Annotated in this window: 29 protein-coding genes; 9 read left to right on the top strand and 20 right to left on the bottom strand. The window is 50.7% G+C overall.

What is annotated here, in order from left to right; translation table 11 throughout:
* Positions 1-20: 20 nt before the first annotated feature.
* A complete protein-coding gene (locus ABC502_RS09470) occupies positions 21-1,697 on the bottom strand; it encodes a methyl-accepting chemotaxis protein (RefSeq protein ID WP_345915713.1) in 1,677 nt (558 codons plus the stop codon).
* Positions 1,631-1,993 carry a nitrate- and nitrite sensing domain-containing protein gene (locus ABC502_RS09475; RefSeq protein ID WP_345915714.1) on the bottom strand — a complete coding sequence of 121 codons (363 nt, stop codon included), beginning with the start codon at positions 1,991-1,993 and terminating at the stop codon, positions 1,631-1,633. Before ABC502_RS09475 ends, ABC502_RS09470 begins: the two co-directional genes overlap by 67 nt.
* Before the next feature lie 197 nt (positions 1,994-2,190).
* Here ABC502_RS09475 and ABC502_RS09480 point away from each other — a divergent pair, with 197 nt between their 5' ends.
* Together ABC502_RS09480 and ABC502_RS09485 are read left to right on the top strand one after the other, a co-directional pair.
* A complete protein-coding gene (locus ABC502_RS09480) occupies positions 2,191-2,562 on the top strand; it encodes a ribonucleotide reductase subunit alpha (RefSeq protein WP_345915974.1) in 372 nt (123 codons plus the stop codon).
* Positions 2,563-2,601: 39 nt separating this feature from the next.
* On the top strand, positions 2,602-2,889 hold the full coding sequence (locus ABC502_RS09485) for a hypothetical protein (RefSeq protein ID WP_330086858.1): 288 nt from the start codon (positions 2,602-2,604) through the stop codon (positions 2,887-2,889).
* Here the strand turns inward: ABC502_RS09485 and ABC502_RS09490 are convergent.
* From ABC502_RS09490 to ABC502_RS09510, 5 genes are all read right to left on the bottom strand, one after another.
* Positions 2,886-3,266: a SirB2 family protein gene (locus ABC502_RS09490; protein ID WP_330086857.1), complete on the bottom strand. Its 381-nt coding sequence runs from the start codon at positions 3,264-3,266 to the stop codon at positions 2,886-2,888. The two genes, ABC502_RS09485 and ABC502_RS09490, sit on opposite strands and share 4 nt — an antisense overlap.
* A 56-nt stretch (positions 3,267-3,322) precedes the next feature.
* The gene (locus tag ABC502_RS09495) at positions 3,323-4,330 is read right to left on the bottom strand and encodes an ArsA family ATPase (RefSeq protein ID WP_345915715.1); all 1,008 of its coding nucleotides are present in this window, start codon (positions 4,328-4,330) and stop codon (positions 3,323-3,325) included.
* Complete coding sequence (locus ABC502_RS09500) at positions 4,321-4,593, bottom strand: cory-CC-star protein (RefSeq protein WP_305944576.1); 273 nt, start codon at positions 4,591-4,593, stop codon at positions 4,321-4,323. The genes ABC502_RS09495 and ABC502_RS09500 overlap by 10 nt, the downstream gene beginning before the upstream one ends.
* A complete protein-coding gene (locus ABC502_RS09505; RefSeq protein WP_345915716.1) occupies positions 4,590-6,272 on the bottom strand; it encodes a carbon starvation protein A in 1,683 nt (560 codons plus the stop codon). Before ABC502_RS09505 ends, ABC502_RS09500 begins: the two co-directional genes overlap by 4 nt.
* A 106-nt stretch (positions 6,273-6,378) precedes the next feature.
* Positions 6,379-6,591 carry a hypothetical protein gene (locus ABC502_RS09510; RefSeq protein ID WP_345915717.1) on the bottom strand — a complete coding sequence of 71 codons (213 nt, stop codon included), beginning with the start codon at positions 6,589-6,591 and terminating at the stop codon, positions 6,379-6,381.
* A 353-nt stretch (positions 6,592-6,944) separates the two neighbouring features.
* Between ABC502_RS09510 and ABC502_RS09515 the strand changes: the two genes are divergently transcribed.
* On the top strand, positions 6,945-7,193 hold the full coding sequence (locus tag ABC502_RS09515; RefSeq protein WP_345915718.1) for a DUF3297 family protein: 249 nt from the start codon (positions 6,945-6,947) through the stop codon (positions 7,191-7,193).
* A gap of 260 nt (positions 7,194-7,453) precedes the next feature.
* Here the strand turns inward: ABC502_RS09515 and ABC502_RS09520 are convergent, their stop codons facing one another.
* The 6 genes from ABC502_RS09520 to ABC502_RS09545 form a co-directional block, all read right to left on the bottom strand.
* Positions 7,454-8,455: a serine hydrolase domain-containing protein gene (locus ABC502_RS09520; RefSeq protein ID WP_345915719.1), complete on the bottom strand. Its 1,002-nt coding sequence runs from the start codon at positions 8,453-8,455 to the stop codon at positions 7,454-7,456.
* Positions 8,456-8,675: 220 nt separating this feature from the next.
* Positions 8,676-9,128, bottom strand: a complete 453-nt coding sequence (locus ABC502_RS09525) for a GNAT family N-acetyltransferase (RefSeq protein WP_345915975.1) — start codon at positions 9,126-9,128, stop codon at positions 8,676-8,678.
* 178 nt (positions 9,129-9,306) lie between these two features.
* Entirely contained in the window at positions 9,307-11,049 is a 1,743-nt protein-coding gene (locus ABC502_RS09530) for a DUF4153 domain-containing protein (RefSeq protein WP_345915720.1), read from the bottom strand.
* Between the two features lie 378 nt (positions 11,050-11,427).
* Positions 11,428-11,832: a GFA family protein gene (locus ABC502_RS09535; protein ID WP_345915721.1), complete on the bottom strand. Its 405-nt coding sequence runs from the start codon at positions 11,830-11,832 to the stop codon at positions 11,428-11,430.
* 42 nt (positions 11,833-11,874) lie between these two features.
* Positions 11,875-12,351 carry a GNAT family N-acetyltransferase gene (locus tag ABC502_RS09540; protein WP_345915722.1) on the bottom strand — a complete coding sequence of 159 codons (477 nt, stop codon included), beginning with the start codon at positions 12,349-12,351 and terminating at the stop codon, positions 11,875-11,877.
* Positions 12,352-12,463: 112 nt separating this feature from the next.
* Positions 12,464-13,030, bottom strand: coding sequence for a flavodoxin family protein (locus ABC502_RS09545; RefSeq protein ID WP_345915723.1), 567 nt, complete (start codon positions 13,028-13,030; stop codon positions 12,464-12,466).
* 144 nt (positions 13,031-13,174) lie between these two features.
* Here ABC502_RS09545 and soxR point away from each other — a divergent pair, with 144 nt between their 5' ends.
* Positions 13,175-13,648, top strand: a complete 474-nt coding sequence (gene soxR / locus ABC502_RS09550; protein WP_345915724.1) for a redox-sensitive transcriptional activator SoxR — start codon at positions 13,175-13,177, stop codon at positions 13,646-13,648.
* Here soxR and ABC502_RS09555 read toward each other — a convergent pair.
* Complete coding sequence (locus tag ABC502_RS09555) at positions 13,645-14,163, bottom strand: SCP2 sterol-binding domain-containing protein (protein WP_345915725.1); 519 nt, start codon at positions 14,161-14,163, stop codon at positions 13,645-13,647. The genes soxR and ABC502_RS09555 overlap by 4 nt on opposite strands.
* A 129-nt stretch (positions 14,164-14,292) precedes the next feature.
* On the opposite strand from ABC502_RS09555, the gene ABC502_RS09560 reads away from it, so the two are divergent.
* The 3 genes from ABC502_RS09560 to mog are packed head-to-tail and all read left to right on the top strand — an operon-like array spanning position 14,293 to position 16,763.
* Positions 14,293-15,285 (top strand): peptidase U32 family protein, encoded by a 993-nt coding sequence (locus tag ABC502_RS09560; RefSeq protein WP_345915726.1) that lies wholly within the window; start codon positions 14,293-14,295, stop codon positions 15,283-15,285.
* A gap of 26 nt (positions 15,286-15,311) precedes the next feature.
* Positions 15,312-16,184 carry a U32 family peptidase gene (locus ABC502_RS09565; protein ID WP_345915727.1) on the top strand — a complete coding sequence of 291 codons (873 nt, stop codon included), beginning with the start codon at positions 15,312-15,314 and terminating at the stop codon, positions 16,182-16,184.
* Positions 16,185-16,232: 48 nt separating this feature from the next.
* On the top strand, positions 16,233-16,763 hold the full coding sequence (gene mog / locus ABC502_RS09570; protein WP_345915728.1) for a molybdopterin adenylyltransferase: 531 nt from the start codon (positions 16,233-16,235) through the stop codon (positions 16,761-16,763).
* On the opposite strand, the gene ABC502_RS09575 is transcribed toward mog, so the two are convergent.
* The 3 genes from ABC502_RS09575 to ABC502_RS09585 form a co-directional block, all read right to left on the bottom strand.
* The gene (locus ABC502_RS09575; protein WP_345915729.1) at positions 16,760-17,551 is read right to left on the bottom strand and encodes a hypothetical protein; all 792 of its coding nucleotides are present in this window, start codon (positions 17,549-17,551) and stop codon (positions 16,760-16,762) included. The two genes, mog and ABC502_RS09575, sit on opposite strands and share 4 nt — an antisense overlap.
* A gap of 186 nt (positions 17,552-17,737) precedes the next feature.
* Entirely contained in the window at positions 17,738-19,933 is a 2,196-nt protein-coding gene (locus ABC502_RS09580; RefSeq protein WP_345915730.1) for an IgaA/UmoB family intracellular growth attenuator, read from the bottom strand.
* 84 nt (positions 19,934-20,017) lie between these two features.
* Positions 20,018-20,254: a helix-hairpin-helix domain-containing protein gene (locus ABC502_RS09585; RefSeq protein ID WP_330086842.1), complete on the bottom strand. Its 237-nt coding sequence runs from the start codon at positions 20,252-20,254 to the stop codon at positions 20,018-20,020.
* Between the two features lie 145 nt (positions 20,255-20,399).
* Here ABC502_RS09585 and ABC502_RS09590 point away from each other — a divergent pair, with 145 nt between their 5' ends.
* Together ABC502_RS09590 and ABC502_RS09595 are read left to right on the top strand one after the other, a co-directional pair.
* Positions 20,400-20,672: a type II toxin-antitoxin system Phd/YefM family antitoxin gene (locus ABC502_RS09590; protein WP_345915731.1), complete on the top strand. Its 273-nt coding sequence runs from the start codon at positions 20,400-20,402 to the stop codon at positions 20,670-20,672.
* Positions 20,653-20,925, top strand: a complete 273-nt coding sequence (locus ABC502_RS09595) for a Txe/YoeB family addiction module toxin (RefSeq protein ID WP_345915732.1) — start codon at positions 20,653-20,655, stop codon at positions 20,923-20,925. Before ABC502_RS09590 ends, ABC502_RS09595 begins: the two co-directional genes overlap by 20 nt.
* 386 nt (positions 20,926-21,311) lie before the next feature.
* Here the strand turns inward: ABC502_RS09595 and ABC502_RS09600 are convergent, their stop codons facing one another.
* From ABC502_RS09600 to ABC502_RS09610, 3 genes are all read right to left on the bottom strand, one after another.
* Entirely contained in the window at positions 21,312-21,767 is a 456-nt protein-coding gene (locus ABC502_RS09600) for a hypothetical protein (RefSeq protein WP_345915733.1), read from the bottom strand.
* Between the two features lie 256 nt (positions 21,768-22,023).
* Positions 22,024-23,001, bottom strand: a complete 978-nt coding sequence (locus ABC502_RS09605) for a transposase (protein WP_345915734.1) — start codon at positions 22,999-23,001, stop codon at positions 22,024-22,026.
* Positions 23,002-23,318: 317 nt separating this feature from the next.
* Complete coding sequence (locus tag ABC502_RS09610; protein ID WP_345915735.1) at positions 23,319-24,140, bottom strand: haloacid dehalogenase-like hydrolase; 822 nt, start codon at positions 24,138-24,140, stop codon at positions 23,319-23,321.
* Positions 24,141-24,282: the final 142 nt, after the last annotated feature.

The raw sequence follows: 24,282 nt of genomic DNA on the forward strand, positions 1-24,282 counted from the left end.
TATCCGCCACAGGGTTTCATTTAAGCCAAGCGAAAACGCTGTACCAAACCAGCCAACTGCTCCGCCAGCTTGGCCAAATCCTGACTGGCCGCGGCCGTTTGGCTCGCACCAGAACTGGTTTGAGTTGCCACATCGCTGATCCGGATAATTTTTTCGTTGATGTCTTCTGCCACCGTACTCTGCTGCTCGGCGGCCGAAGCAATCTGGATGTTCTTATCATTCATACCATCAATACCTGACAGCAGTTGCTGTAAGATATCACCGGTTTCAACCACAATGCTGGCACCCTCACTGGCTTGCTGCAAACTTTGTTGCATCGCCTGGGCTGCTTGTTCTGAGCCTTGCTGCAGGCTTTCTATCATCCGCTGAATATCGCCCGTAGAGGTAGCAGTCCGCTGCGCCAAAGTGCGTACTTCATCGGCCACCACAGCAAAACCACGGCCCTGATCACCGGCCCTTGCAGCTTCAATCGCAGCATTTAACGCTAATAAATTGGTTTGGTCAGCTATACTGCGGATAACATCAAGTACAGAACTGATGCTGTCACTTTCCTGTTTAACCTTATCGATAATGGTCGAGGTTTGATCAACCTGAACAGATAAAGCCTTAATCAGCTGAATGGTAGTTTGTAATTTTTGCAGGCCACTGGCTGCATCCAGCTGAACTTTTGCAGATAATTCGGCAGCCTCTGCTGTGCTGCTGGCAACATCCCGTACCGTGGTACTCATTTCATGCATGGCCGTAGCCGCAAGCTCAGTATCCTGTTGTTGTTGTCGCACGCCCTGGCTGGTTTCCTGAGTCACAGCCGATGCCTGCTCGGCCGTAGTTGCGATTTGGCTGGCAGCCTCGCCAATTTCCCGTACCACCTGCGCTAACTCAGAGCTCATTTGATTGACGCTTTGGGCTATGCGACCAAACTCATCTTTTGCGGAGTAGTTGCAGCGTACCGTCAAATCCCTCTGTGCCAAAGTGGCGACGGTGCCATCAATATCCTGCGCGGCAAAGCGAATACGCCGCATAATCATCGCGGTCACCACAATAACCAAGGAAAATACCAACAGCAAAGCCATAATCAAGCCAAGCAGTGTCCACAGAGTACGCTGTTGCACCAGTTCTGCACTTTGCAGCAGTTGCAGGTTCAAGCTACGCTCAAACTCCGCCAACTGTGCAATCCGGCTGGAAGATACCTCAAACCAGTCGCCATCATTCACCTGCAACGACTGCCCGGGCGGTACGTTAAAACCAAGCTGTTGCAGACGCGCTACTTCGGAAAACACAGGTTGGCGCTGCAACGCCTGCCACTGCTGGGAAATTGGCTCATCGGCCATCCGCTCAAAATTGGCCGCAAATGCATGAAATGCCCCCAGATTATTGCTGTACCTGCTTAACAGCTCTGGCGTAAAACTATCCCGGCTAAACACCAGGCCCAGGATGGCCCGCTCCCGCCCGGCGCGCTCCTTCATTTCGCTAAACTGATTCAAGGTGGCCAACTGACGCGCCATCTGTTGATGCACCAACTGCTGCTCCAACTGGTGATTGAGCGCTATCATCTGGGTAATAAACTGAGTGTAGCGCTCGGCAGAATCGGTGTTGGTGATGGCAAATTGATCGATTTGACGCCGAAGATCCGTCAGTTGTTGCAGTTGCTGCTGCAACGCTTGCAGCTCGGGATCCTGCAAGGCCATAAAGGTGCGCATCTGCGCATCTGCGCATCGGACTGCTGGCGCAAGCGCTGCAGTCTGTCCGCAAAGCGAGCCCCCTGACTGGCCAGAAAAACCCCACTGGCACCCCGCTCTGCTTGCAGTGCATCAGTCAGCCCATTCATCACCAACGCATTCTCAACCGCCTGAATGACCGCAGTGCTCACTTTTAGTTGATTAAAATTGGTCATTAGCTGACTGGTGACCAACCAAATTACCAATAAGGTGGGCAGCAACAACAGTAAATACAGCTTCTTACTGATGGCAAGATTATCAATGATCGCTCTAATCATGGCGTTAAATCACTCTATTCTGTCGTAAATTCAGGTAATTGTAGCAGTTTTGGTCTGTCATAAGGCTACAACCAAAGAGGTAGGTCACCACCCCTTTCAGGCAGTCACATGCAAGGCGATTAATTGTTAGTATGGCAACCTTTCTGACGGACAAAAGAGTACTTCCTGTGTTTTCAACTTACGCCCAGTTTATTGAGATGGCCTGTAATCAGGCCGAGCCGCAGCGATTGTTGTTTGTGCTGGCAAAAGTCCAACTGCCCCAAGACGCAACCCCGGAGCAAAAAGCACGCTTTGAGCAAGGCGAAGGTGGTTATCTGGAGTCGGTACTTTGTGTCGATAAACTGCCGGAAGAAGTGCGGGATTTAGCGGCTTTTGTTGATGAGTCGAAAAAAACCGAGCTCGACTGGGATCTGGCCTTTATTTCCAGCATGGAAGGCCGCGCTGGCTTTGCACCTAACTCCGACGAAGCGGTTCAGCCACTAAAACTGATGGTGCAACGGATTGAAGCCGGCCAGGTGGCGAATTTTCTGGCGGTGAATAAGCAAGGTGAATTGCTGCAGTTTCAGTAAGCCTTGCAGTTCGCGCAGAGCAGCGATGCAGATACAGTCATGAGCAAAAAACCTGATTTGGCAACCGCCATGCTGCAGCTGATCGATGAGGTCAAAAACCGCTTTCCGCTGTACGAGCCTGACACTTATGTCTGCGGTATTCGCAACACCGACTGTCAGGGTTGCCCGAAAAAGCTGCTGGAAATGGTGGATTCGGAGCTGTGTTTTTGGGAAAGCGCCATCCGGCAAGGCCGTGCGCCAAGGTTTGATGAGTTACGACGCTTTGGCAAACTATGCCAAAGCGTCGAGCGCAACTTAATTCGCAATCAGTTGATAGCCGATACCTAACCAAACAGCATTGGTTTAGCCTTGGCCAGGTGGAAAATCGCCGCCAGTAAGCCAAGCGCCAGCACGGCAAAGCCAATCCGCAGACCTTTAGGCTTGCTGGGTTTCAGCGCCACCAGACCTGCGCCAATATAGCCGAAAAGCAGCACAATTTTCAGCCCTAGCCAACCATGTGCCATCAACTGCCAGGGACCAAGCAGCCAAAGCGCCACAGCAAATGTCAGCAACAAGGTATCGTTGATGTGTGGAATAAAGCGCAGCGGTGTCTGACGCCAGCCTGGCTTGCCCACCGCATCCAGCACTAAGCGCAAGGTAAACAGCAACGCCGTTAAATAGGCAAACAGCATATGCAAATGCTTGATCGGCACATAGTATTCCATGGAGATCCTTATGGGTTTCAGCTAAGTATGGCTATGGTATACCAGAAAGAGTGCAACTAAAACCCGGCTTCGCTCAATAAAGCCGCCATCTGCTGCAATGCCTCAAGCTCCTGAATATCGGTGGCTTGCAACGGCAGCTGGTAACACGGCAGTTTGGCAAATTCAGTGTTGATCTGCGCCAGATGCTGTTGCTCGGTTTGACGCCGCTGCGCCAGAAAATGGCCATCGGCGTCTTCAGGCAATACCCGGTTCACCACCAGGCCGGCTAGTGGCAGCTGCTCTTGCTGCAAACTGCTGACCGCTCGCATGGTTTCTAAGATAGGCAGTTTTTCTGGTGTCAGCACAAACAACAGCGCCGTTTGCTGATGATCCAGTAAAATTTCACGGGTACGCTGCAGCAAGCGCTGACGCGCCAGCAAGGTTTCGGTGATGGCTTTATTGCGCTCATCCATCCCGGCGGTGGCATGCTGGTTGGGATCGCCCATGGGGTTATCCAGATCACGGCCGGCTTTGGGAGTTAGGTGTTCCAGCACATCGCCCAGCTTTTTGGAGCGTTGATTGGCTTGCAATAGTCCCTGCGTCCAGGCTGCCATGGCTTCCGGCAGGCTGAGCAGTCGCAGCGTATGGCCGGTTGGGGCGGTATCAAAAATCAGCAGATCGTAATCGCTTAAACCAAGCTCGATGGTGTTAGCAATCCGCTCCAGCATCGCCGCTTCCTGAGCCCCAGGCGACTGACGGGTCAGACGCATCTGCCGTTCAATTTCGACGAACATCTCAGGGCGGGTAAAGCGCTTTAGCTGGGCGCTGACTTTGGCCAAATGCTGCTCGACCTCACGATCCGGATCCAACTCCAGTCCATCCAGATTGGGGGCGAGCCGGGTCATGCTATCGCCTATCGGCGCCCGGCCAAAGGCATCGGCCAGGCTGTGCGCCGGATCGGTCGAAACCAGCAATACCTTCTGGCCGCGCTGACTGGCCAGCACCGCCAAGGCCGCTGAGACGGTGGTTTTACCCACCCCGCCTTTGCCGCCTATCAACAGCAAGCGCTGGCCAGTTAACAGCATCGGAATTGATCCAATGGTGAGTGCTCCATCCCCATACGCTGATGCCAGTCATGAAAGCGCTCCAGCAACAAAGGTTGCAGCTCCAGGGTGTAATAACTGGCCGGATTCGGCACGCCCATCATTTCCGAGAATACCAGCAGCATAAAGAGATCATCCTGCTCGCGCTTCGCCCGGGCAATGGCTGAGCGGTAAGGCGCGTTGTAGGCTTCTTCGGCATAAAAGCTGGCCTGGCGAAACCAGGCTTTGATGGCATCCAGTTTCATGGCTTGCTGACCGCCGCTTTATTGGCCTTGATCTGCTTGGTTAAAGCCGAGCTGGCCTCCAAAATCACCAGGATAGCAGCAGCCAGGATCACCAAATCCAGCGTGAACAGGAACCAGTCGCCTTTGTCATAAAAACTTTTTAGCTGGATCAAAAGACCAAGGGTGGTCATGCACAGCAAAAACAGCAGCGGTGCCAGGGTGTACCACATCGGCCGCCCCAGTTTCACCAGCATCACAGTAATCACCAGCAGGGTTAAGCCAGCCAGCAGCTGATTGGTGGTACCGAATAACGGCCAAATCAGCATGCCTCCGGCCCCATCACCGCCGGCCCCAAAGGCCAGCAGCAAGCAGCAGCCGACCGCCAGCAAGGTGGCCGGCAGCGTTTTTTGCATCCAGCCAATGCGGTAAATACTCCCCCACTCCTGAAAGATGTAACGCTGCAGGCGCAGCCCGGTATCCATGGTGGTACCGGCAAACAGCACCACCATCACGGTAAGCAACGTCTGCGCCATCACGGTATCCAGCCCCAGTCCCTGCTCCAGAATGTTGGCACCACCACGGGTAAAGGCAGCAACACCACCTTCACCAAAATTATGGTAAATGGCTTGCCAGTCGGCCAGGGTAGCAAAGCCAGCACTCACCGCAATAATAGCCGCCAGTGCCAATGCCCCTTCACCCACGGCGCCAAAATACCCCACAAAACGTAGGTCCGGCTCTTTATCCAGTTGTTTAGAGGTGGTACCGCTGGCCACCAGACCATGAAAGCCTGAAATCGCGCCGCAGGCAATGGTGACAAACAGCAAAGGAATAATGGACGGAGTGCCCTCTGGCACGTCACTATTAAACGCTGGCGCTACTACGTCCGGACTGGCCAGCAGCACAGCGCCATACAATAATCCCAGCCCAATAAAGAGTTGAATGCCATTGATGTAATCGCGCGGCTGCAGCAAGGCCCAGACCGGCAATAACGATGCAATGGCGGCGTAGACAAACAGCAGCACGATCCAACTTTGGCGATCCGTCAAGCCCAGCACGGTTTCTGTCGGCAGCGAAAACGGCAGCATAGGGCCAAGGTAGATCATGCCGTAAAGCGCGGTGACACCCAGAATGGTCACCATCAGCAAACCTATTATTTTGCGGTAAATCAGTTGACCAATAATCAGCGCGACCACAATTGCGCCCCACACCGGCAAGGTGGCACTGGGGAAATTGATCAGTTGATTGGCAATAACCACCGCAAAGACGGCATTAACCATCAACAGCACCAGAAAAATCACAATCATAAAAATACTGCGGGCGCGATTGCCTACAATGTCACCAGTTAAAGCACCAATGGAGCGGGCTTTGTTGCGGCTACTGGCCCAGATGGCGCCGGCATCATGCACACCGGCAAAGAAAATGGTGCCAAACACCACCCAAAGAAAAGCTGGCACCCAGCCCCAAATCACAGCAATGGCCGGGCCCAGGATCGGCGCAGCGCCAGCTACAGAGGTAAAATGATGGCCCCACAGAATGTATTTGTTGGTCGGCACATAATCGACCCCATCCTGCAGTTGGTGCGCCGGGGTGCGAAAGTTAGGGTCGACCTGAAAGATCTTTTCGCAAATAAACTTCGAATAAATAAAATAACCCAGCGCCATTGCGCCAAGCCCCATCAGCATTAAAAAGACCGCACTCATGCCTGCACCTCTTTCAGGGCGTTAAATTCAACCAAGCATGATACAGCAGCCAGCAGATGGCAAGTATTCGACCAATGGCGAATTATTCAGGTATTGCTTATGTTCGCTAAGTAGATTTGCCTTTTACTTGCATTGAAGCCTTACACTCAATGAGTAAAGTATAAGAGACCACGAAGCCGGTAATCCATGTATTGGGAGTAACTGAGAGCACCTCCCAGCCTTCTTCACTGATTTGCTGAATTTGTGCATTCAGGGCATCTAAATCGACATCCCCCCATCCACAGAGCTTCCTTTGCTTAAACTCCACAACACGCCGCATACAGCCACCTCCAAGACACCCACATAACAATAGAGTAACATTACCTGCGCTAAATTGCCTCAAATTATATCGATAGTGGTTTCAATGTAGTGCCGTTCTTCCACTTTTATACGCCGGATGACGAATAGCGGGGAGAAAGCGAAAGCGTTGCACCGGATATTGAAATACTGTTGGATCCGATCACTATCAATCAAGGTATCGATGTGCAATTGCTGCGCGCTATCGAGCACAGATTGAGCTAGCTAATAGCAACCCACTAGTCGATCACAGACAACCTGGCCAGCGTTTGTACTTGAGCAACCCCACGGATTTACCTACAATAACGCACTTTTAATTTGCAGCAGAGCCAAACCATGTCCGATACCTCAGCACGCCCAGAGTTACCCGATTGCCTTTCCGTCAATCCACGCAGCCCACATTATGTGAAAGCAATATTCGAGCACGATATTGGCATCCGCGTAAACGGCAAAGAGCGTTTTGATGTGGAAGAGTACTGCATCAGCGAAGGCTGGGTAAAAGTCGCTGCCGGCAAAGCCGTCGACCGCCGCGGCCAGCCATTGCTGATGAAAATCAAAGGCACGGTGGAAGCGTTTTATCGTTAAGACAGCCGCATTAAAAACGCGAATAGCTTCTTACCATCGATTTCGCCAATTTTGCTCCATCTATGGCTCATTAGAAGCCATAGTGTTTCATAGATGAATCTACTTAGTTCAAGTTGATGTGCTATCAAGTGTTGAGGTGGTTGGTGTTTTGCCAGCAAAGCCGCTGCTTCAGCACTTACGCATCGTAATTCGCTTGTCACACTTACTGTTATCAGCAATCTAAACATCACCAAGGTGGCTGCTATCTCAGTGCAAAAGTTTCACAGCTTAACAGCCTGAATTGCATGCAACAGTTGATACAAGGTTGATTTATTGCCATCGCTGGACATAAGCACGACGATAGAACCTGTGATGAAGTCATGGTGTTTAATGGTATGGTGACTGGGGTTAGAGCCATCATGCTCCCAGGAAAGCAGAGTGCCATCCTGATCGAGCATGAACCGGCCAAAATCGAAATAGGCTCTGTTTTGTTGACCCGATAAGCGATCCCCTTCTAACACCTGTCTTAACTGCTCAGCTTTCACCAGTGAACCATTCCAGAGCGCACGCTCAAATTTGTACAAATCAAGTGGCGTTACATAAATAGTCAGACCAGCCATATGGGTTGGAAAGTCCCCCGCGACCACTGTATTCGCTGCTGGCTGACGGTCAGTCTGATGAAAGGAGTCCGTCATGCCTGCTACTTTAAAAATGGTATCAACCACAGAATCACTATAGCTTTTGCCTGTAATTCGCTCCACTATCAAGGCACGGACCACAACATTTAAATTGGTGTAGTGGTAACCGGCACCCGGCTCAAAAACAGGCTGTCCCTGCTGGATCTGCTGCACTGCATCGGCAGTACTGATATGTTTCTTCCACTGCACAGCTGGCAAACCTGACGTATGCGTGAGCACGTGCTCAATGGTTATTTCGCTGGCCCAGGCTGGCAAGCCGTCGATATAGTCTGTGATTTTATCCTGATATGTTAACTTGTTACTGGCAGCCAATTGCATCATTGAGATTGTCGTAAACTCTTTGCCAACCGAGCCGGGACTGAATACATGCTTTGACGTAAGGGGTATGCTAGCTGCAGCGTCGGCATAACCAAAGTTTTGGTGAAAAAGCACCTGCTCGCCTTTCGCAATAACAATAGAGCCATTGAACCCCCGCTCCTGAACCAGACTCTCAATAGCAGCCCACTCGCGAATGGACTCGGCTTCATTAGCCTGTGTTGAGAACTGTAAAATCACCGCACTCACTATCAATACAACAAATTTCATTATCCTTTCCTTGCTCAGTGAGCGCTTAAATGGCAGCTTGTGGTACAGCTTCGATGTGAGCACAAGCCACCCACACAATCGAGATGGTATCAAACTGCAGATAACCGGAGAGCTACATTTCCCGCTGGGCCCCTGCCATACCCGGCCAAAAGTCCTCGCCTGCAGCAACCCCTCTGCCGCTAAAGCAAGACGGTGCAGCCGGGCTAAATCAGGTGATTGTTTACTGGCCCTCGGTAGCGGCCTTCTGCCGTTCCAACACCATCGGCTGATAGATTAACCCAGCCGACTCCGCTATAGCACCACTGCTTACAAAACCGAATTTTGTATAGGCTGCAACGGAAGACAAGGACGCACTCACCGTTATTGTAGCAACCCTGGCCTCATCCAGTGCTGCGTGCAGCAAGGCTCTGCCAATGCCTTGCTGCTGACAGCTGGGGCAGACAAAAAGCATGGCGACATGACGCCCTTCTTTCAGCTCAATAACCCCCGCAATGCTGCCGTCCAGCTCTGCCACCAGCATCCGGTTATCGCCTTGCATGCGCGCCAAAAATGCACTGCTTGCGGCGATGTTGGCAAAGGTTTCCACCCCTTCTACAGGCAAGGTATCCGCCACCGATTGGGTGAATGCAGCCATGCAGATGGTACTAACCGCATCCGCATCACTGGCTTGCATGAGCCTGATCAGCACTGATTTTTCAAACATACAACATCACTTTTATTGTCCTAACGCATTAAGTACATGCTGCCCCAACTGTTATGGGTACACTTCTGTCAGGCTCACCCGCTAAAGGCAAGGCGGCGCAACCGGGTTGAGTCTTGTCGCTGTTGAATGGTTATCATCAAGCTACCAACTAATCATTCTGTCTCACCTGAAAGCGCTGTTCACCTATCACAAGATCATGCCAGCGTGATGGCACAATCTCGATCTCACCGGCTAGGATCGCTTGATGCAACTTGTCAGCATTATCCTGATCGGTTCGAAAGCCACCGATGTAGGCTGATTGCCATTGGTTATCTTGCTGGAAAAACAGTTTTATCTCAGTGTAGCTACGACGCTTTTCGATCCAGAGGTACTCCAGCTCACCATTCTGGTTTAGATCCAAGGCATGCAAGAAATAGCGCTGTGTATGCTGCATGCTCCAATGAGACCTGGTTTCCTGCTTATAAATCACGGTCAGCAACTCATCTGGCGGGTTATCGGTTAACAGTGTAATCGCAGCAATAAACTCGTCACGGCTGGAGCTGGGTAAGTCATTGACTCTATCGGCATACAAGGCGTTAATTCTTAACAGCAGGTTGGGATGAGTTTCACCATACTGCGCCTTAAGAGTTTGCAAACCTTTGTACCCCGGACGAGCCAGGTGGTGGCGGAAATAGTGAATATCAAATTCGTCAACGCTCACCTTGTTGTCCGCCAGCCGCTGCAGTTGATGTTCCACCACCATTTTTCTGAAATCCAGTAATGGTGAATTGACCAGCAGCATTGCAGCCAGCACAACCAGCCCAACAGCAACGTTGGTACGGCTCAGTTGCTGTGTCCAGCGATCCCGGAATTTAACAATACCCCACCAATAACCAAGGGGAAACAACGCCAGCAAAAACCAGATCAGGTAAGCCCAGTACCGGCTGAGGCTCCAACCATATTGGTCAATACGCAGACTAAGGCCATAGAAGCTGATCAGGCTGTAGACAGGCAGCAACGCAACACCAATATAAATAAAACGGTGCAACCACAGCGGGTAAGGCCTGTTGTCTGCGTCACTCTGATAAACCGCATTGACGAAAAACAACATCAATGCCTGCATCCATAAAATCAGGCTGCTGCCACCACTCTCCCACAAAGGGCTTAGTCCAGTAAAGGGTAAGGCTCCGAGAAATAACAGGGATACCAGTGACAATACCACCAGAAGAAATTTCATCAACGCCTGTTGCAGCCGTGCGATGGTATCGATAATGCGGCTAAGATTGCGAAAGATAATAACACCGAAGCCATTCGCCAGCGCAATGGCAGGATAATAAAACCAGCGCTGCTGAAACAGCTCCTTGAAGAAGTCGATCCCAATGGACTGAAACAAGGCCCCCCACAACACCAGCACCAGCCAGAAGCAGCCAGCAAAGAGCAGCGCCAACGACAAAGTAAGAAAATTGCGCCAGGACCAAAGAAACAAAGCGCTGTAGCTGAAGCGCTCACCACTGGCCCACTGCTGGCTATACATCAAGGCTTTAAAGGTAGCGATGGCCATAGTGACTATGAAGCTGAACAGCAAGGCGTTAAAGCGAATGTGTTCAAGGGGAACGACCTGAAGACCGACGTAGTAACCCAGCAATGCACTGAGCAGCGCAAAAGGCAAAGTGAGTTTTACTAAAGTACCGATGTTGCTGTCATCAAGCCCCAGCAGCAACATGGTTGGCCAGATAAAAGCCACACTGTAACAGGCAAACAACCAGGGTGGCTGATTGTGTGGCCAATAATGCAGTTCGATGGCCTGATGCAAATAAAGTAAAGCCAGCCCCTGCAACAATGCAATGAGTGTCAGCAGTGCCATCATGCTGGCCGGTTGTTGGTTGGCTGTTTCCTGTTGATTCTTTTTCATAGCTGTCAGCCCTTAAAACGCACTAAGCAGTGTTAAGGCACTTATGGCGAAAAAAACCAACCAGGATAAATGCTTCCCCTTGGTGCAGTAGGCTGAAAGCGCACCGCTTAATGCAAACACACAACTGACGGTTAAAAGCAGGCTGGTGGCGTCTGGCAGCAATTGCAGGAGTGCCGCAAATCCGAACCAAGCAAAACTTGTGATATGCCAGGCAAAACGGAGCGTACCTTTGGTAAACCGATCATCGCCAAACAGGTGCGGCAAATTATCTCGTCGAAACAGGCGAATAAGAATGTAGCGCTCGCCCAGGATTGAGTGAGCAATGCCACACAGCACCAGTAGTAGTGAAGCTATAATGAGCATCATCCCTCCTATGAACTAACGCCCTGGCTCGTGGCCATCGTAGCGCGGTAATTCGTCATCCAAATCATCCCAATTGGCACGGGATGAGACAAAATTGTGCGAGCCGGGTCGCTCAGTAATATCCGAGTCAAGAATACCCAGCCGAAGCCGCACTTTGTCAGGTACCTGGTCGTTGCTGCTGTAGATGGGTGAGGCACAGGTGCCGCAAAAATGGCGTTTTTTACCCGGCGAGGTTTCATAATAGCGAATATGCGCTTGCCCGCTGTGAATCTCTAAATCCTTGGTCGCGACAAAGCCATTGGTGGCATAGGCGGTGCCACTGTTTTTACGGCATTTACTGCAATGGCAATGAATAATGGACTCAATAGGCCCCAGTACTTCTAAGGTGACTTCCCCACACAGACAACTGCCTTGGTACATCACTCTCTCCTTTTTGCAACCGCCTATCAGGCGGCTGATCGATTAATTGCAGATAAGATAGTCACAACCCGCCAACTCAGGTATGGGTTCCGGATACTCTGCAGGTTGAAAGCCAAGACCTTGGTAACATGCCTTTGCTGCGGCATTGTGTTTAAGCACAAACAACGAGCAGCCGGACAATTGCAATTGCTTGCAGCCCTCGGCCATCAAGGCCTTAACCAGCACTTTGCCAAGCCCCTGACCTCGTTTATCCGGCGCTATTACGAGCCGGGCCAAATGACAGCGCCCGTTGCGCTGATAAAACTGACCAAAACCAAGCAGCGTATTGCTCCGGCCTTTCAGCACATAGCCACGATACAGTTCCCAGCGAAGATCGGCTTGGAAGCTTTGTTTGCTAAAAGGAAAACGAAAATCTGGCCCACCCCAGTCTCGGCAACTTTGCAGGTCATGAAACCAAGACATCAAAATCCCCAACTCAGTTTCCTTCGCCAGCTCCAGCTGTAACGCCTCATACGCCATAAACCAATCTTCTTGAGTAAAGAATTGCTCTGCAAGCCACCACGGCTAAAAGCGTACCCTACTGGATCCAGCTGGAAAACACCAGAGTTAGCACACTGTTCTCACGCCGTTATCAGGACGTAGCAAGCCGCGCTACACGTTGTCCCAGATACTGCGCTGTAATCAGATCGGTTTTATGGACACTGCCATCCGCTGAATGCGCAATCAGGCCTGATTGAGCACCTAGCCGGTTCCACTTTGTCGGATCACTAGTCTTGGCAGAACCTGCCCCAGGAATATCCAGACCAGCCCACAGCATGCCATGCTGTCCGGCAAAAACTTGCAGATACTGAATGGTATTAAGCTGATCGCCACTCAGGTTCGCCCCTATGGTAAAACCTGCGGCCAGCTTATTCGCCCAGGCTTGTTCAGCCCAAAGCTCACCGGTGGCATCGGCAAACGCCTTAAACTGCGCGGATACAGAGCCCATATAGGTCGGTGAACCAAAAACAATGGCATCGACACTGCTTAATTGCTGCAGCAGAGCACTGTTGCAAAAGCGCCCTTGTACAATATCAGCTCCCACAATGTCTGCCGTCACAACATCAACGCCAGCTACCTCAGCCGCTCCTGCCGCTACCGCCTGTGCCAACTGCCGGGTGGTACCTGATGCAGAGTGAAACACAACTGCCAGCTTCATCCCATTATCTCCTTCTGCCAGCTCTCAGCATTTAATTGCATTAAAGTCTCCTTGCATTAAGTCGACCAACAGGATAAAACCTCAATAATGGTTGAGGTAAAGCTTTTTTTGCAAAGAAATAGTAAATAGATTCAGGAGCAACCGATGGCAGAAGCGGTGTTAAGTGTTGGCGTGGTAGCAAAGCGTTGTGGGGTAAAAGTCAGTACCCTGCATTTTTACGAGCAACAAGGCTTGATCCAAAGCTGGCGAAATGCCGGCAATCAACGACGTTTCAAGCCAGAAGTGTTGCGACGGATTTCGGTGATCAAAGCTGCACAGAAAGTCGGTGTTAGCCTGGAGGAGATTAAGCAGGCTTTCTTATCCTTACCCAATAACCGTACCCCAACGCTGGAAGACTGGCAGCTGCTTTCCAAAAACTGGCAACGCATGCTGGATGGCCGCATTGCGTACTTGCAAACCCTGCGTGATAACCTGACCGGCTGCATCGGCTGTGGCTGCTTAAGTATGAGCCAATGCCCGCTGTATAACCCGGACGATACTCTGGGTGCATCTGGCACCGGCCCTGTGATCCTGGAGCACGCAGAGCAAGAGGCCAGAGGTATACAGTGCAAAAATTAGCCCGGTTTTTCTGCTAAATGGCCCTTCTCCATCGCCGGTACAGCTGTTGCCAATTGCGTGAGCACCCTTACCAAGGATTTGGGCAATCGCTTATTAAGCTCAATGCTATCTAACAAGTTTTTTATCGACAACGCCAGCTCAGTATCACCGAGCAGTGCCAGTTTACGGCGGAAAAAAAGCGTATCTGGATCAGCCTGCTGAGTGATCAGCTGCAGTAAGTACTGGCTGTTGGCACGGAACACTACATCCTCAGAAGCCTGCTCGCTGCTTACTTTGAACCGGCTCTGCTGCATTTCCAGGTAAAACTGATAGCTCAAATCAGGTACTTCCACCTTCACCGTTTTCCCGGCAAGAAAATCCAGTTCGCCCTGCTGCAGCTCCTGGCGAAAAAACCAGTTCAGCTGCCGGCCCAGCCCAAAGCTACTAATTGGCTTCGGCACATACTTTAATGCAGTGCCTACCCACAAAGGCCCGCGCGCTACCACCTGCTGAGTAACCCATTTTTTATTTATCATTCAATAACTTCCAAAGCACAGATCCGATACACTCATCATACTGAAAACAAGCGGCGCTTGTTTAATCTACATCAAAGTTTGCCGCCTTTATCACTGCCAAACTAATGCTCCCACGATGCAGGAACTGTTATGGAATTACTCTGCCCGGCTGGCAGCGTGCCAGCCTTAAAAGCCGCCATTGAACATGGTGCCGATGCCGTCTATGTCGGCTTAAAAGATGAAACCAATGCCCGCCATTTTGCCGGGCTGAACCTCGACCAGTTAAAACTGGCCGAGGCGGCGGACTATGTGCACCGCCATGGCCGAAAGTTGCATGTCGCCATCAACACCTTTGCTCACCCGCAAAGTTGGCAACGCTGGCAAGATGCGGTAGATAGCGCGGTAAAAGCCGGTGCCGATGCCTTGATTTTGGCCGATATGGCGGTGCTGGGTTATGCTGCCGAGCGCTACCCCAAAGTTGAGCGCCATTTGTCGGTGCAGGCCTCGGCCACCAATGCCGCCGCCATTGAGTTTTACCGACAGTACGGCGTATCTCGGGTGGTGCTGCCTCGGGTGCTGTCGCTGCAGCAAGTGCGGGCGCTGGCACGCAGCTGCAGCATCGATCTGGAAGTTTTCGCTTTTGGCAGCCTGTGCATTATGGCGGAAGGCCGCTGCTATTTGAGCTCTTATTTTACCGGCGAGTCACCCAATACCGCCGGTGCCTGCTCACCAGCCGCTTTTGTGCGCTGGGATGAACACGACGGCCAGTTGGAATCGCGTTTAAACGGCGTGTTGATTGATCGTTTTGCGCCAGATGAAACCGCCGGCTACCCGACGTTGTGCAAAGGCCGTTTTGATGTGGATGGAGAGCGCTACCATGTGCTGGAGGAGCCGACCAGCTTAAATACCCTGAGCCTGCTGCCAGAGCTTTACAAAGAAGGCATTGTCTCGCTGAAGATTGAAGGCCGTCAGCGCAGCCCGGCGTACGTTGCCCAGCTGACCAAAGTCTGGCGCCAGGCCATTGATACACTGCTGCAGGATCCAGCGCATTTTGAAGTCGCGGCCAACTGGCAACAGGTGCTGGCTGGTTTATCCGAAGGCAGCCAGACCACGCTCGGTGCTTACCACCGCTCCTGGAAATAAAAGCTTAGGAAATAAGGAGTCTATTGATGAAGTTTTCCCTTGGCCCCATCCAATATTTTTGGCCCAAAGCGCAAGTGCAACAGTTTTACCGTCAGGCGGCGGACTCCGCGATTGATATCGTCTATCTGGGGGAAACTGTCTGCAGCAAGCGGCGTGAGCTGAAACTGGATGATTACCTGCAACTGGCCCATATGCTGCGTGAAGCAGGCAAGCAGGTTTGCCTGTCCACCATGACGCTGCTGGAAGCCCCGTCGGAGCTGCGAGAACTGCGCCGTTACTGCGAAAACGGTGATTTTCTGGTGGAGGCCAACGATGTCGGCGCCATTCAGATGCTGCAGGAGCAAGGCATCACCTTTGTCTGTGGCCCAGCCATTTCCTGCTACAACCAGCATGCGCTGCGCCGTTTGGTTGGCATGGGGCTGCAGCGGTGGGTGCTGCCAGTGGAGTTATCCGAACAGTGGCTACGCGATTTACTCAGCCAAAGCTGCATTCAGGATATCCGTGATTGTTTTCAGACCGAGCTGCTGGCTTTTGGTCATTTGCCGCTGGCCTGGTCGGGTCGCTGTTTTACCGCCCGCTCGGAAAATCGTAGCAAGGATCAGTGCGAGCTCTGCTGCATCAAGTACCCCGAGGGACGTACCGTCACCAGCCAGGATGGCAAGCAGGTGTTTGTACTCAATGGCATTCAAACCCAGTCTGGTGAGCGTTACAACCTGATCAACCAGTTACCACAGATGCAGGGTCTGGTTGACATTGTGCGGTTAAGCCCACAGCATGAAGGCACTTTTGACTGGCTGGCTAAATTTAAAGCCAATTTGCATGGTGAGGCGCCGCAGCCGTTGCCTGGCGGTGATTGCAATGGTTATTGGTTGCAGTTGGCTGGGATGGCAGTGGGTTGAGTGTTGAATGTTGAATGTTGAATGTTGAATGATTAGTTTGGAGATTTGATGGGACAGCAAGCAAAGATTGGTATTGTTACTGTGAGTGACCGGGCCAGTGCCGGGGTTTATGAAGATATGTCCGGCCAGGCGATTCGTGACACCTTAAGAGACTACCTTGTCAGCGACTGGCAGGCCGAGTACAGGCTGGTCCCGGATGAACAGCCGCAGATTGAGCAAACCCTGAAAGATTTGGTAAGTGAAGGTTGCTGCCTGATCGTTACCACAGGTGGCACCGGCCCGGCCAAACGCGATGTCACGCCAGAGGCTACCGAAGCGGTGTGTGATCGGATGATGCCTGGTTTTGGCGAGTTGATGCGGCAAGAGTCATTAAAATACGTGCCCACCGCCATTTTATCGCGCCAGACCGCCGGCCTGCGCGGCAGCTGCCTCATTATCAACCTGCCCGGCAAGCCCAAAGCCATTCGTCAGTGCCTGGATGCGGTGTTTCCGGCCGTGCCTTACTGCATTGATTTAATGGAAGGGCCTTACCTGGAGTGCAACGAAGATGTGATCAAGCCATTTCGGCCAAAAAGTTAGGGGTGCAACTCCAGCACCCGACGCTGCTCCAGCGCCAGTGCATCCAACCTGTCGCCATAAAATTGTTCAAATAACTGCTGAAAACGACCACTTTGCTGCAAGTGACGTAAGCCAATCTCCAGCTGTTTGGCCAGTTCGATATCGGCTTTGTGGGTATAAAAATAAAACTCATTTGGATAGCGCAGCACCAGACTTTGCTCAATCACTACATGTTCAGCAGCATGACGACTGTGCTCTGCCACTATGGTCATGGCAGAGCGAGGAAAGTAATCAGCCAGCCCCTCTGCCAGCGCTTTGTACATCGCCGGGTAACTGAGCTCCCCCTCCACGGTTAAACCATTCTTGATCATGATTTCGTAGTCAGACCAGCTGTGGTGCTGCAAACCAACAAAAGCTGCCAGTTGGTCAAGGCTGGTGATCTGGCTAAACTCGTCCTGCCGCTGCTGCTGGATCAGCAAAATACGATGGCCATGCACATTGTTGTACAGGGCAATAGGTATAGCGATAAGCTCAGGATCGGACTGATGGCGTGCCCCCAGCCAGGCCAGGTTGATGTACCGCCCGGTTTGTAACGATTGACGAATGCGGGAGCTGTTCATTTCTTGCTGGCTATAACTAATCTCAACCATCAGCCCCAAACTGGCAAAGGACTCACGTAACAGACTTTCTATGTAAAGGTTTTGCACCGAACCAGCATGGCTGGAAGACGGCAGCATCAACTGTATCGGCTGCGAGGCAACAAGGCTGCCAGCAAGAAAATACCAGAGAACAAAAGATAAGCGCAGCATAAGCAAAGCCAATTCGAAAATACTAAGTATAACAACTACCCGGATAAAGTTCTGTCAGAAGGTGCTATTTCGCACAGCCATTCATGCTGTACCCACCACTCGTACCCATACCTAAATTTTTCAGGAAGTAAACAAAGTAACGTTGAGAAGCCCCGGCATCACCAGCCGGGGCGCCAAACAGCCCGATCAGGTGCGCTGATACCGCTGCTGTATCGCTTGGGTGCGCGCCCGTTTTGCCAGGTAGTTACGCAGGCATAAAGGGCCGTGAATCAGCAGCAACATCATAGCCAATACCAGCCACAGCGCTCGAAGTGTCGCTGGCCAGGGGTGGTCCAACTGACGCGCTCTATCGATCACCAGCACCGGAGCACCGCTATAGTCCTCTTCCAGCTCCAGCACAAGGCCAGTGATCTGAAAGGACTCGACCTTTGCAGGTTCCAGCAGCGCAAGCAGCTCATACCAGAGTTCGGGCTGATTTCTTCTGGACCGGCCAGGGGTTTCAGCGGTTGGGCTGCTATCGGTTATTTCCAGCAGGATGCCACCCTGCTGACTGGCCATGATTTCGCTGGCCAGAATTTCTGCCCGGTGTGCTATTATCGTGCTGGCCAGACCTCTCCCACGTTGGTGCAGTCGATTCACCTGATTAGCCAGAATCACCGCCTCCCAGGCATCCCCATCAGCATAAGGTTCAGCCAATATACCTAGCATAGCTTCCCAGTCGGCAGGTTCCGTATCCACCGGCAGATGCATACTTTCGAGCAGGCCATCACGTAACTGCTGGCACTGGTACGGAATATCCCGTAGCCTGGAGTTACCAAATGCCTGCAGGTTGTCCTCACCATTTACCTGGTGGCAAACAGCATTGACCATAGCTACGATGTCTTCAATATTGGTCACCACCCGGGGCTGGTTTGTGCCTCGCCCCGCGCCCCCGCTTTGCAACGTCATCATCATTTCCAAACGTATGTCGCGGCGGGTCTTTATGAAATCACCTTTGCTAAGCGTTGTGACAGCCGGCTCCAGAACAGTGTTTTGTGCTACAGGCATAGCACCGCCCCAACGCAGGTGTTGGCAGCTAATGCTGCTGCGGTCCCACTCAGGTGGCTGAACCTGACAACGGCCCTCCCCCTGAAGGGTGATAAGCGCGCCTTTTGTTGGCAGCTCTGCCGCCAGCGCGTCGGGGTCCGTGTACAGCACTGGGGTGGTATTGGTGAGCCAATGCATTGCCAGCGTTAAGTCCGCCCGCACGCCTGGGGAAGCGTACAAGGCAAACATCAAAGCCACCGCTCCCACCAGCGCCAGGGTAAAATGACGCCCCCACCACACTAAAGGAAAACGACGTACTTCCTCATCGATTGACAGCTGCTTACCAAAGCGAACTGCGCTGCAATCCGCTACCCGCAACTCTGCTTCAATGCGGGCTCCTTGCGGCATTTCCAGGGCGAACTGCCAGGGTTCGGGTACGGTAAAGGCCAGTTTATCCCCCAACATAGGTTGGACAGTCACTTTATCAGGCTGAGCTTCGGTCACAAGAGCATGAAGGTGAAAAGGGCCCACGACTTGGTTGACTTTTTGTGGTGGAGGAAGACGCCAGCGCCGCCAGAACTGCCACAGCCCCAGGCCAATGAAAAGTGCCGCCACAGCCATCCAGATATAGCGTGATGATTGCAGATCATAGATAGTAGCGATAGCCAGAGCAATAAAGCCCAGAGTCCAGCAAAGAGCAGACAAAATGCCGATACCACGGCCTTCCCGGGATTCAATTTCAGCGGGGGTTTCATCCCGTTGGCTCAGTATGGTGACACGGTCCGATGCCGACTCCTGAGTTGACGACAACTCTTTTGTTGGCAGATTTTCATCAGCGGTACTATCGTGCAAGGTGCCCCGCACGCCTGCTTCCCAGGCTGCGTTCTCTTTTTGCCGCTGCTTATCCCGCTCCAGGCCTGCCAGCAGCTCAAATGCATTGTTGAGTCGCAACACAATCGCATATTGCCCGGCAAAGACGACTTCTGCCCGGTTCTGCAACTCTAGAAAAAGCTCCGCATCAAAAGGCAAAATGACTTCCACACCGGCAATGGTATCGTGCCAGGTGGTCGCTCCATTAGTATCCAATCCGTGTCGGGCGTACTCCCCTTCCAACACATAGACACCATCATCCTCAAGGTGCAGTGCCTTTTCGTGCTTGTGGGGGTCTATCAACAGCGGGGAAAGAGTCTCTCTTTCCTGCGGCGTCAGCCGTCGTTCGGGCGAGAGCTCATTACGGATGGCGGATAAGGTTCGAGCTGAGTCCCTGCGGCGCCCCTGATACACCAGGTAGCTGGAAAAAGATGCGACCAAAATAATAATTATGAGTACTAACTTGATAACCCCGAACAACTCCACTGCTCTGTTCCTCATCCTGAATTTTGGGGACGCAGTATAGCCTAAGTGTTATCTGGTTACCATAAACCAAGCGGTACCCTGCCTTTACAAGCCTTGCCTTGCCCTGTCTATTGCCGACTGTACTGCCGACAAGGCCTGAGGACTATTCTTCCAGCAGGTAGTTCTGAGCATAGACGCCACTCTTTCCGCAATGTCTTTGGGCTCATAGCGCGCTAACTCAGCAAATGAATGTATACCGATTTCCTCAAAGCGTTTTACCACCGTAGGCCCTACCCCCTTCACTTGGAGCAACGCTGCTTTTTCTGATTCACTGAATGCCATATCGGAATTCCTTAAACTGCATAAAACCTGTCAACGCACAGCTTTAAATTGACAGCGAAGCTACGAAAAAGCTATCGCTGTGATTGGTCTTGCTAGGGAACTTGACGTATACTTGTACGGAAAATCCGTACATCAAGGTGCCGTTGTGGATACAATCAGTGTAAACAAATTCAGAGACAACCTAAAGAGCGTTGTCGAGCAAGTGATTGACCGGCATGAACCGCTCAAGGTGACTCGACGAGCCGGAGAGGCCTTTGTTGTGATGAGCGCCGACGACTGGGAGCGCGAACAAGAAACGCTTCATGTGCTTCAAAGCCAGAGCCTGATGCAACAGATTGCAGCTTCTCTTGAAACCCACAACGGTTGCCAAGGTTATACACCAACTGCAGAGCAAATGGATGAGATCACTGGTATTTGAAGGCAATACCTGGGAAGCGTACGAAGCCATGCGCCAGAAGGACAAAGCATTGCACAAGGCTTTATGTAAATTACTGAAAGAAATGCTGCGCTCAAACAACCCTGCTTCAGGTTTAGGGAAGCCAGAACCACTTAAACACAACCTCACAGGTCTTTGGTCCAAGCGGATATCACAAAAAGATCGTTTGATTTATCGGTTTGACGACAAGTCCATTTATATTTTCGCTATTGGGGGGCACTACGATCAGCCCTGATGCAGACTTTTCACACGAGGCATCCTGCGGCCTATGAGACCCAAAAAGTTAGCCTAACCAAACCCTGATTTCGCAAAGGTTCAAACCAGCAAGCATGGCATTGTTTCAGTTAAGCGCCATGCTGCCTAACACACTTAGCGAGCGATTCTAGAATTACTTGCAAGTTGCTCATGGGGGATTCTTGCTCTCCTGTTGCTATCTTCTGAGCCATTTGCTGACAGCTCCTGAGAGTGCTCAAAATCAGCCAACGCATCTTCGTTTTTTTTGGCCAGATGGTTAACGTGTAACGGCCTGCCGTTTTTCCACTCAAGTGGAACGCCATATCTGTGTAATACTTTGCTCTGCACATCAAATGTGACTTCGTAAGGCCGGCACTCCGGCCTTTGTTATGCACGGGCATCAATACCCATTGTTTTTCCTTGATGTTTATCCATGATCAATATCGCTGATTCCAGCATCTTGAGCGTTTCATTATCGTTGCGGGAAAGTGCTGCCTGCACTCCGTCATGGGCTTTTTGTATAAAGTTAAAGCGCTCACTATCATTCGTTGCAAGCAGCTCATGATTAGCACCAAGGTTAACTGGGATTCTGATGCCCATCGCCATAAAAGCCCTACTGTCATCAAGAGATATTTCCCCGTTACGGATTTGATCGTTAACCCAGCTCCGCATCTGCTGAATTGTCATGTTACTGAAATCGACCCGCATAGTCTCAGCAACTTCCGAGCTGGATGTGTTGCTGATATTTAGTGTGGCTGCACGTGCTGCAGTATTATTGGTGGTAGCAAGCGAGTTAGTCTGCTGGCTGTTAAGAAAGTAGTTATTTCCCGCGTCAATTTTCATTGTAGTCACCCTACTCTAACTTATGTGTTTATACGCAAAGCATGTGCCAGCATCTTAGGTATTGGGAAAAGAGGGTTATTTCCTTATCAAATCATAGCCATGCCGATTAGAGGCGTGCTAATGGACAAATAATGCCATCTGCCTGGCAGGCTATAGATCGGAAAAAAGTTGCCGCTAACAACGATAGATTGCTACCCGTACCGATAAAAAGGAGCGGGTCAAGTCTAAGAAGACTAGTATCTAGGGGGTCAAGTATCTAGGGGGTCAAATCTTGACTTTTACTATTTAACTCATCAAATTCCCCAACCAAAGCTCCATTCACTTCAAGCTCATCGTTCAATCGTCGCACCGTTCTTGAAACCGTACTGTAATGATCAACATTGAAGTACTTAGCAATCGCTGGCAATCGCTCTCCTGACAGATCCTGGCACAATTTCATCGCTATCCAGCGGGGAAGGTTTTTTGATTTGATGCCTCGCTTGGCTTTTAACAGGCTTTGTGGCGTGATCTGGTAATATTCGGCTACGATTTGGACAATAGTATCCATAGAAAGATAATCTTTCAGCGGATGCTTCTCAATTTCCAGACCATAACTCAAAGCTTGAGCATACGCGGCTTCAACAAATTCGCCACTACCACGCACAGCGGGCCAATGGCCTTTGTCATAGAACTTACGAGTCTCCTCATCCAGCCCTTGCTCCACAAACCCTTGATAGGCTGGCTCGGAAGGTTTAGCACCCAAGTCGCCGAATACCGTGTCTTTTACCAACCACTCCGGACAAGGTGCTTTGTTCAAATAGGCCGGATAGCTGGACCACGGATAGTCCAGCAAATCTGCCACCAAAGGCTTTTTGCTCTCTACCGGGTTACGATGAATATAGCGACTGACTTCGAGTAAATAGCTGGAAGCCTCAATCAAAATTGCTTTATAGCGCCCACGAAATAACGCACCGTCGGTTCTCTTAAGGTAATTGTACTTTTGCGTGTAAACGCCATTAATATGGCGCATCGCTCGACTCAGATTGCCTTTGGGTGTCTTGATAAGGAGGTGATAATGATTCCCCATCAGGCAATAAGCATGGATTTCAACTTTAAATCGTCGGCACGCCTGCTCGAGGCATTCCAGAAATGCATGATAGTAACGGCTATCGTGAAATATCCATTGCCGCCCCCTGCCACGGTTCATCACATGGTAGTAAGCATTGTCGTATTCAATTCGCAGCGGTCTTGTCATGGTAAAAATTTAGACCAGCCAAAGTAACTTCGCAATAGTCAAGATTTGACCCCATCACCTTCATCACCAGAAATCAGCAGGCACTCATTGGTATCCATTGTCGCCCTCTGCCACGGTTCATCACATGGTAGTAAGCATTGTCGTATTCAATTCGCAGCGGTCTTGTCATGGTAAAAATTTAGACCAGCCAAAGCGACTTCGCAATAGTCAAGATTTGACCCCCATCACTCACTAGATTTGACCCCCATCACTTCATCACTCAATAGTCAAGATTTGACCCCCATCACTCATATTGACTCCGAGTGGGCTCATATGTGTTATATTTTTTTTCGCTTAAATAGTTGTAATAGGCCTTTTACTGTTACATCAAGTTGGCTACCCTCTTCGTAAACAGCTGGTACAACATAATTTGCTCGCTCCTCAGCAATGAGCTTTTCTACTTTAATTTGAGTGCTAGAATCACTCCATTTCTTTTGGTCAAACACAGCCAATGAGAATCCACCTTGATATCTAACCATTTTCATTGATGGAATGTCAGTATCACCATCACCAAAATATATCATTTTCTGAAATGGTATAGTTCGTTCATTTGGTTCGACAAATTTATTAACAGCTGCATTATCCCAAGAGTTGTCGATCCCTTTATTTATTCGAAACAAAAACTGAGTCTTTGTAGTGTAATTAATTGCTTGCGCTGGCCAAATTGCTTTCTGACCATCTATAGAATAATGATATTTACAGGCGTATATTTTACGAAATTTTGAACCAATTACTGTACCCTGAATCATTGCATCTAAACCGCTTGAAATAATGTAATGCTCAATATCTAACCCATGTAGTTTTCCATACTCATTAATTCTGTCAAACCAAGTATCGACACCAGGGAAGAGTGGGATGCATTTACCATGCTTTATTAAGTTATCGTTACTCAATTCATCCGACGCTAATTGATTTGCTTTTTCGGCTAACAAGCCAAGATAAGCAAGAATCTCATCACCATCATCATTTTGAGCTCTACTCTTCACTTCCTTCCAAAAAGATGCAACATCATTGATGCCTAGCGACGTCATTAAACCATGTTGCGCACAGTCTCCTTCAGCTAAAGTACCATCAAAATCATAAATTAATGCACATTTCATATGTTCCCTCATACTTTCTAAAAAATATAACGCCCGCAGCATGCGCGGCTTTGGAATGGAGGCGAAGCCGCAATGGAAAAGGCGTCGCCGTGCCTGCGATTGTTATGCATTGATAGGCCCCGCGCCTGACTTTATGCCCCTA

It is taken from the genome of Alkalimonas sp. NCh-2 (assembly GCF_039631345.1).
GTDB lineage: Bacteria > Pseudomonadota > Gammaproteobacteria > Enterobacterales > Alteromonadaceae > Alkalimonas > Alkalimonas mucilaginosa.

Excerpts from the sequence above, each read along its gene's own strand:
- ABC502_RS09575 (WP_345915729.1), bottom strand. The coding sequence starts at position 17,551 with ATGCTGCGCTTATCTTTTGTTCTCTGGTATTTTCTTGCTGGCAGCCTT.
- ABC502_RS09525 (WP_345915975.1), bottom strand. The coding sequence starts at position 9,128 with ATGCAAGCCAGTGATGCGGATGCGGTTAGTACCATCTGCATGGCTGCA.
- ABC502_RS09595 (WP_345915732.1), top strand. The coding sequence starts at position 20,653 with ATGAGATCACTGGTATTTGAAGGCAATACCTGGGAAGCGTACGAAGCC.
- ABC502_RS09535 (WP_345915721.1), bottom strand. The coding sequence starts at position 11,832 with ATGTACCAAGGCAGTTGTCTGTGTGGGGAAGTCACCTTAGAAGTACTG.
- ABC502_RS09485 (WP_330086858.1), top strand. The coding sequence starts at position 2,602 with ATGAGCAAAAAACCTGATTTGGCAACCGCCATGCTGCAGCTGATCGAT.
- ABC502_RS09500 (WP_305944576.1), bottom strand. The coding sequence starts at position 4,593 with ATGAAACTGGATGCCATCAAAGCCTGGTTTCGCCAGGCCAGCTTTTAT.
- ABC502_RS09495 (WP_345915715.1), bottom strand. The coding sequence starts at position 4,330 with ATGCTGTTAACTGGCCAGCGCTTGCTGTTGATAGGCGGCAAAGGCGGG.
- ABC502_RS09480 (WP_345915974.1), top strand. The coding sequence starts at position 2,191 with ATGGCCTGTAATCAGGCCGAGCCGCAGCGATTGTTGTTTGTGCTGGCA.
- ABC502_RS09585 (WP_330086842.1), bottom strand. The coding sequence starts at position 20,254 with ATGGCATTCAGTGAATCAGAAAAAGCAGCGTTGCTCCAAGTGAAGGGG.
- ABC502_RS09540 (WP_345915722.1), bottom strand. The coding sequence starts at position 12,351 with ATGGCGTATGAGGCGTTACAGCTGGAGCTGGCGAAGGAAACTGAGTTG.
- ABC502_RS09605 (WP_345915734.1), bottom strand. The coding sequence starts at position 23,001 with ATGACAAGACCGCTGCGAATTGAATACGACAATGCTTACTACCATGTG.
- ABC502_RS09515 (WP_345915718.1), top strand. The coding sequence starts at position 6,945 with ATGTCCGATACCTCAGCACGCCCAGAGTTACCCGATTGCCTTTCCGTC.
- ABC502_RS09530 (WP_345915720.1), bottom strand. The coding sequence starts at position 11,049 with ATGAAAAAGAATCAACAGGAAACAGCCAACCAACAACCGGCCAGCATG.
- ABC502_RS09520 (WP_345915719.1), bottom strand. The coding sequence starts at position 8,455 with ATGAAATTTGTTGTATTGATAGTGAGTGCGGTGATTTTACAGTTCTCA.
- ABC502_RS09470 (WP_345915713.1), bottom strand. The coding sequence starts at position 1,697 with ATGCGCACCTTTATGGCCTTGCAGGATCCCGAGCTGCAAGCGTTGCAG.
- ABC502_RS09560 (WP_345915726.1), top strand. The coding sequence starts at position 14,293 with ATGGAATTACTCTGCCCGGCTGGCAGCGTGCCAGCCTTAAAAGCCGCC.
- ABC502_RS09545 (WP_345915723.1), bottom strand. The coding sequence starts at position 13,030 with ATGAAGCTGGCAGTTGTGTTTCACTCTGCATCAGGTACCACCCGGCAG.
- ABC502_RS09505 (WP_345915716.1), bottom strand. The coding sequence starts at position 6,272 with ATGAGTGCGGTCTTTTTAATGCTGATGGGGCTTGGCGCAATGGCGCTG.
- ABC502_RS09475 (WP_345915714.1), bottom strand. The coding sequence starts at position 1,993 with ATGATTAGAGCGATCATTGATAATCTTGCCATCAGTAAGAAGCTGTAT.
- ABC502_RS09510 (WP_345915717.1), bottom strand. The coding sequence starts at position 6,591 with ATGCGGCGTGTTGTGGAGTTTAAGCAAAGGAAGCTCTGTGGATGGGGG.
- mog (WP_345915728.1), top strand. The coding sequence starts at position 16,233 with ATGGGACAGCAAGCAAAGATTGGTATTGTTACTGTGAGTGACCGGGCC.
- ABC502_RS09600 (WP_345915733.1), bottom strand. The coding sequence starts at position 21,767 with ATGAAAATTGACGCGGGAAATAACTACTTTCTTAACAGCCAGCAGACT.
- ABC502_RS09565 (WP_345915727.1), top strand. The coding sequence starts at position 15,312 with ATGAAGTTTTCCCTTGGCCCCATCCAATATTTTTGGCCCAAAGCGCAA.
- ABC502_RS09490 (WP_330086857.1), bottom strand. The coding sequence starts at position 3,266 with ATGGAATACTATGTGCCGATCAAGCATTTGCATATGCTGTTTGCCTAT.
- ABC502_RS09610 (WP_345915735.1), bottom strand. The coding sequence starts at position 24,140 with ATGAAATGTGCATTAATTTATGATTTTGATGGTACTTTAGCTGAAGGA.
- soxR (WP_345915724.1), top strand. The coding sequence starts at position 13,175 with ATGGCAGAAGCGGTGTTAAGTGTTGGCGTGGTAGCAAAGCGTTGTGGG.
- ABC502_RS09555 (WP_345915725.1), bottom strand. The coding sequence starts at position 14,163 with ATGATAAATAAAAAATGGGTTACTCAGCAGGTGGTAGCGCGCGGGCCT.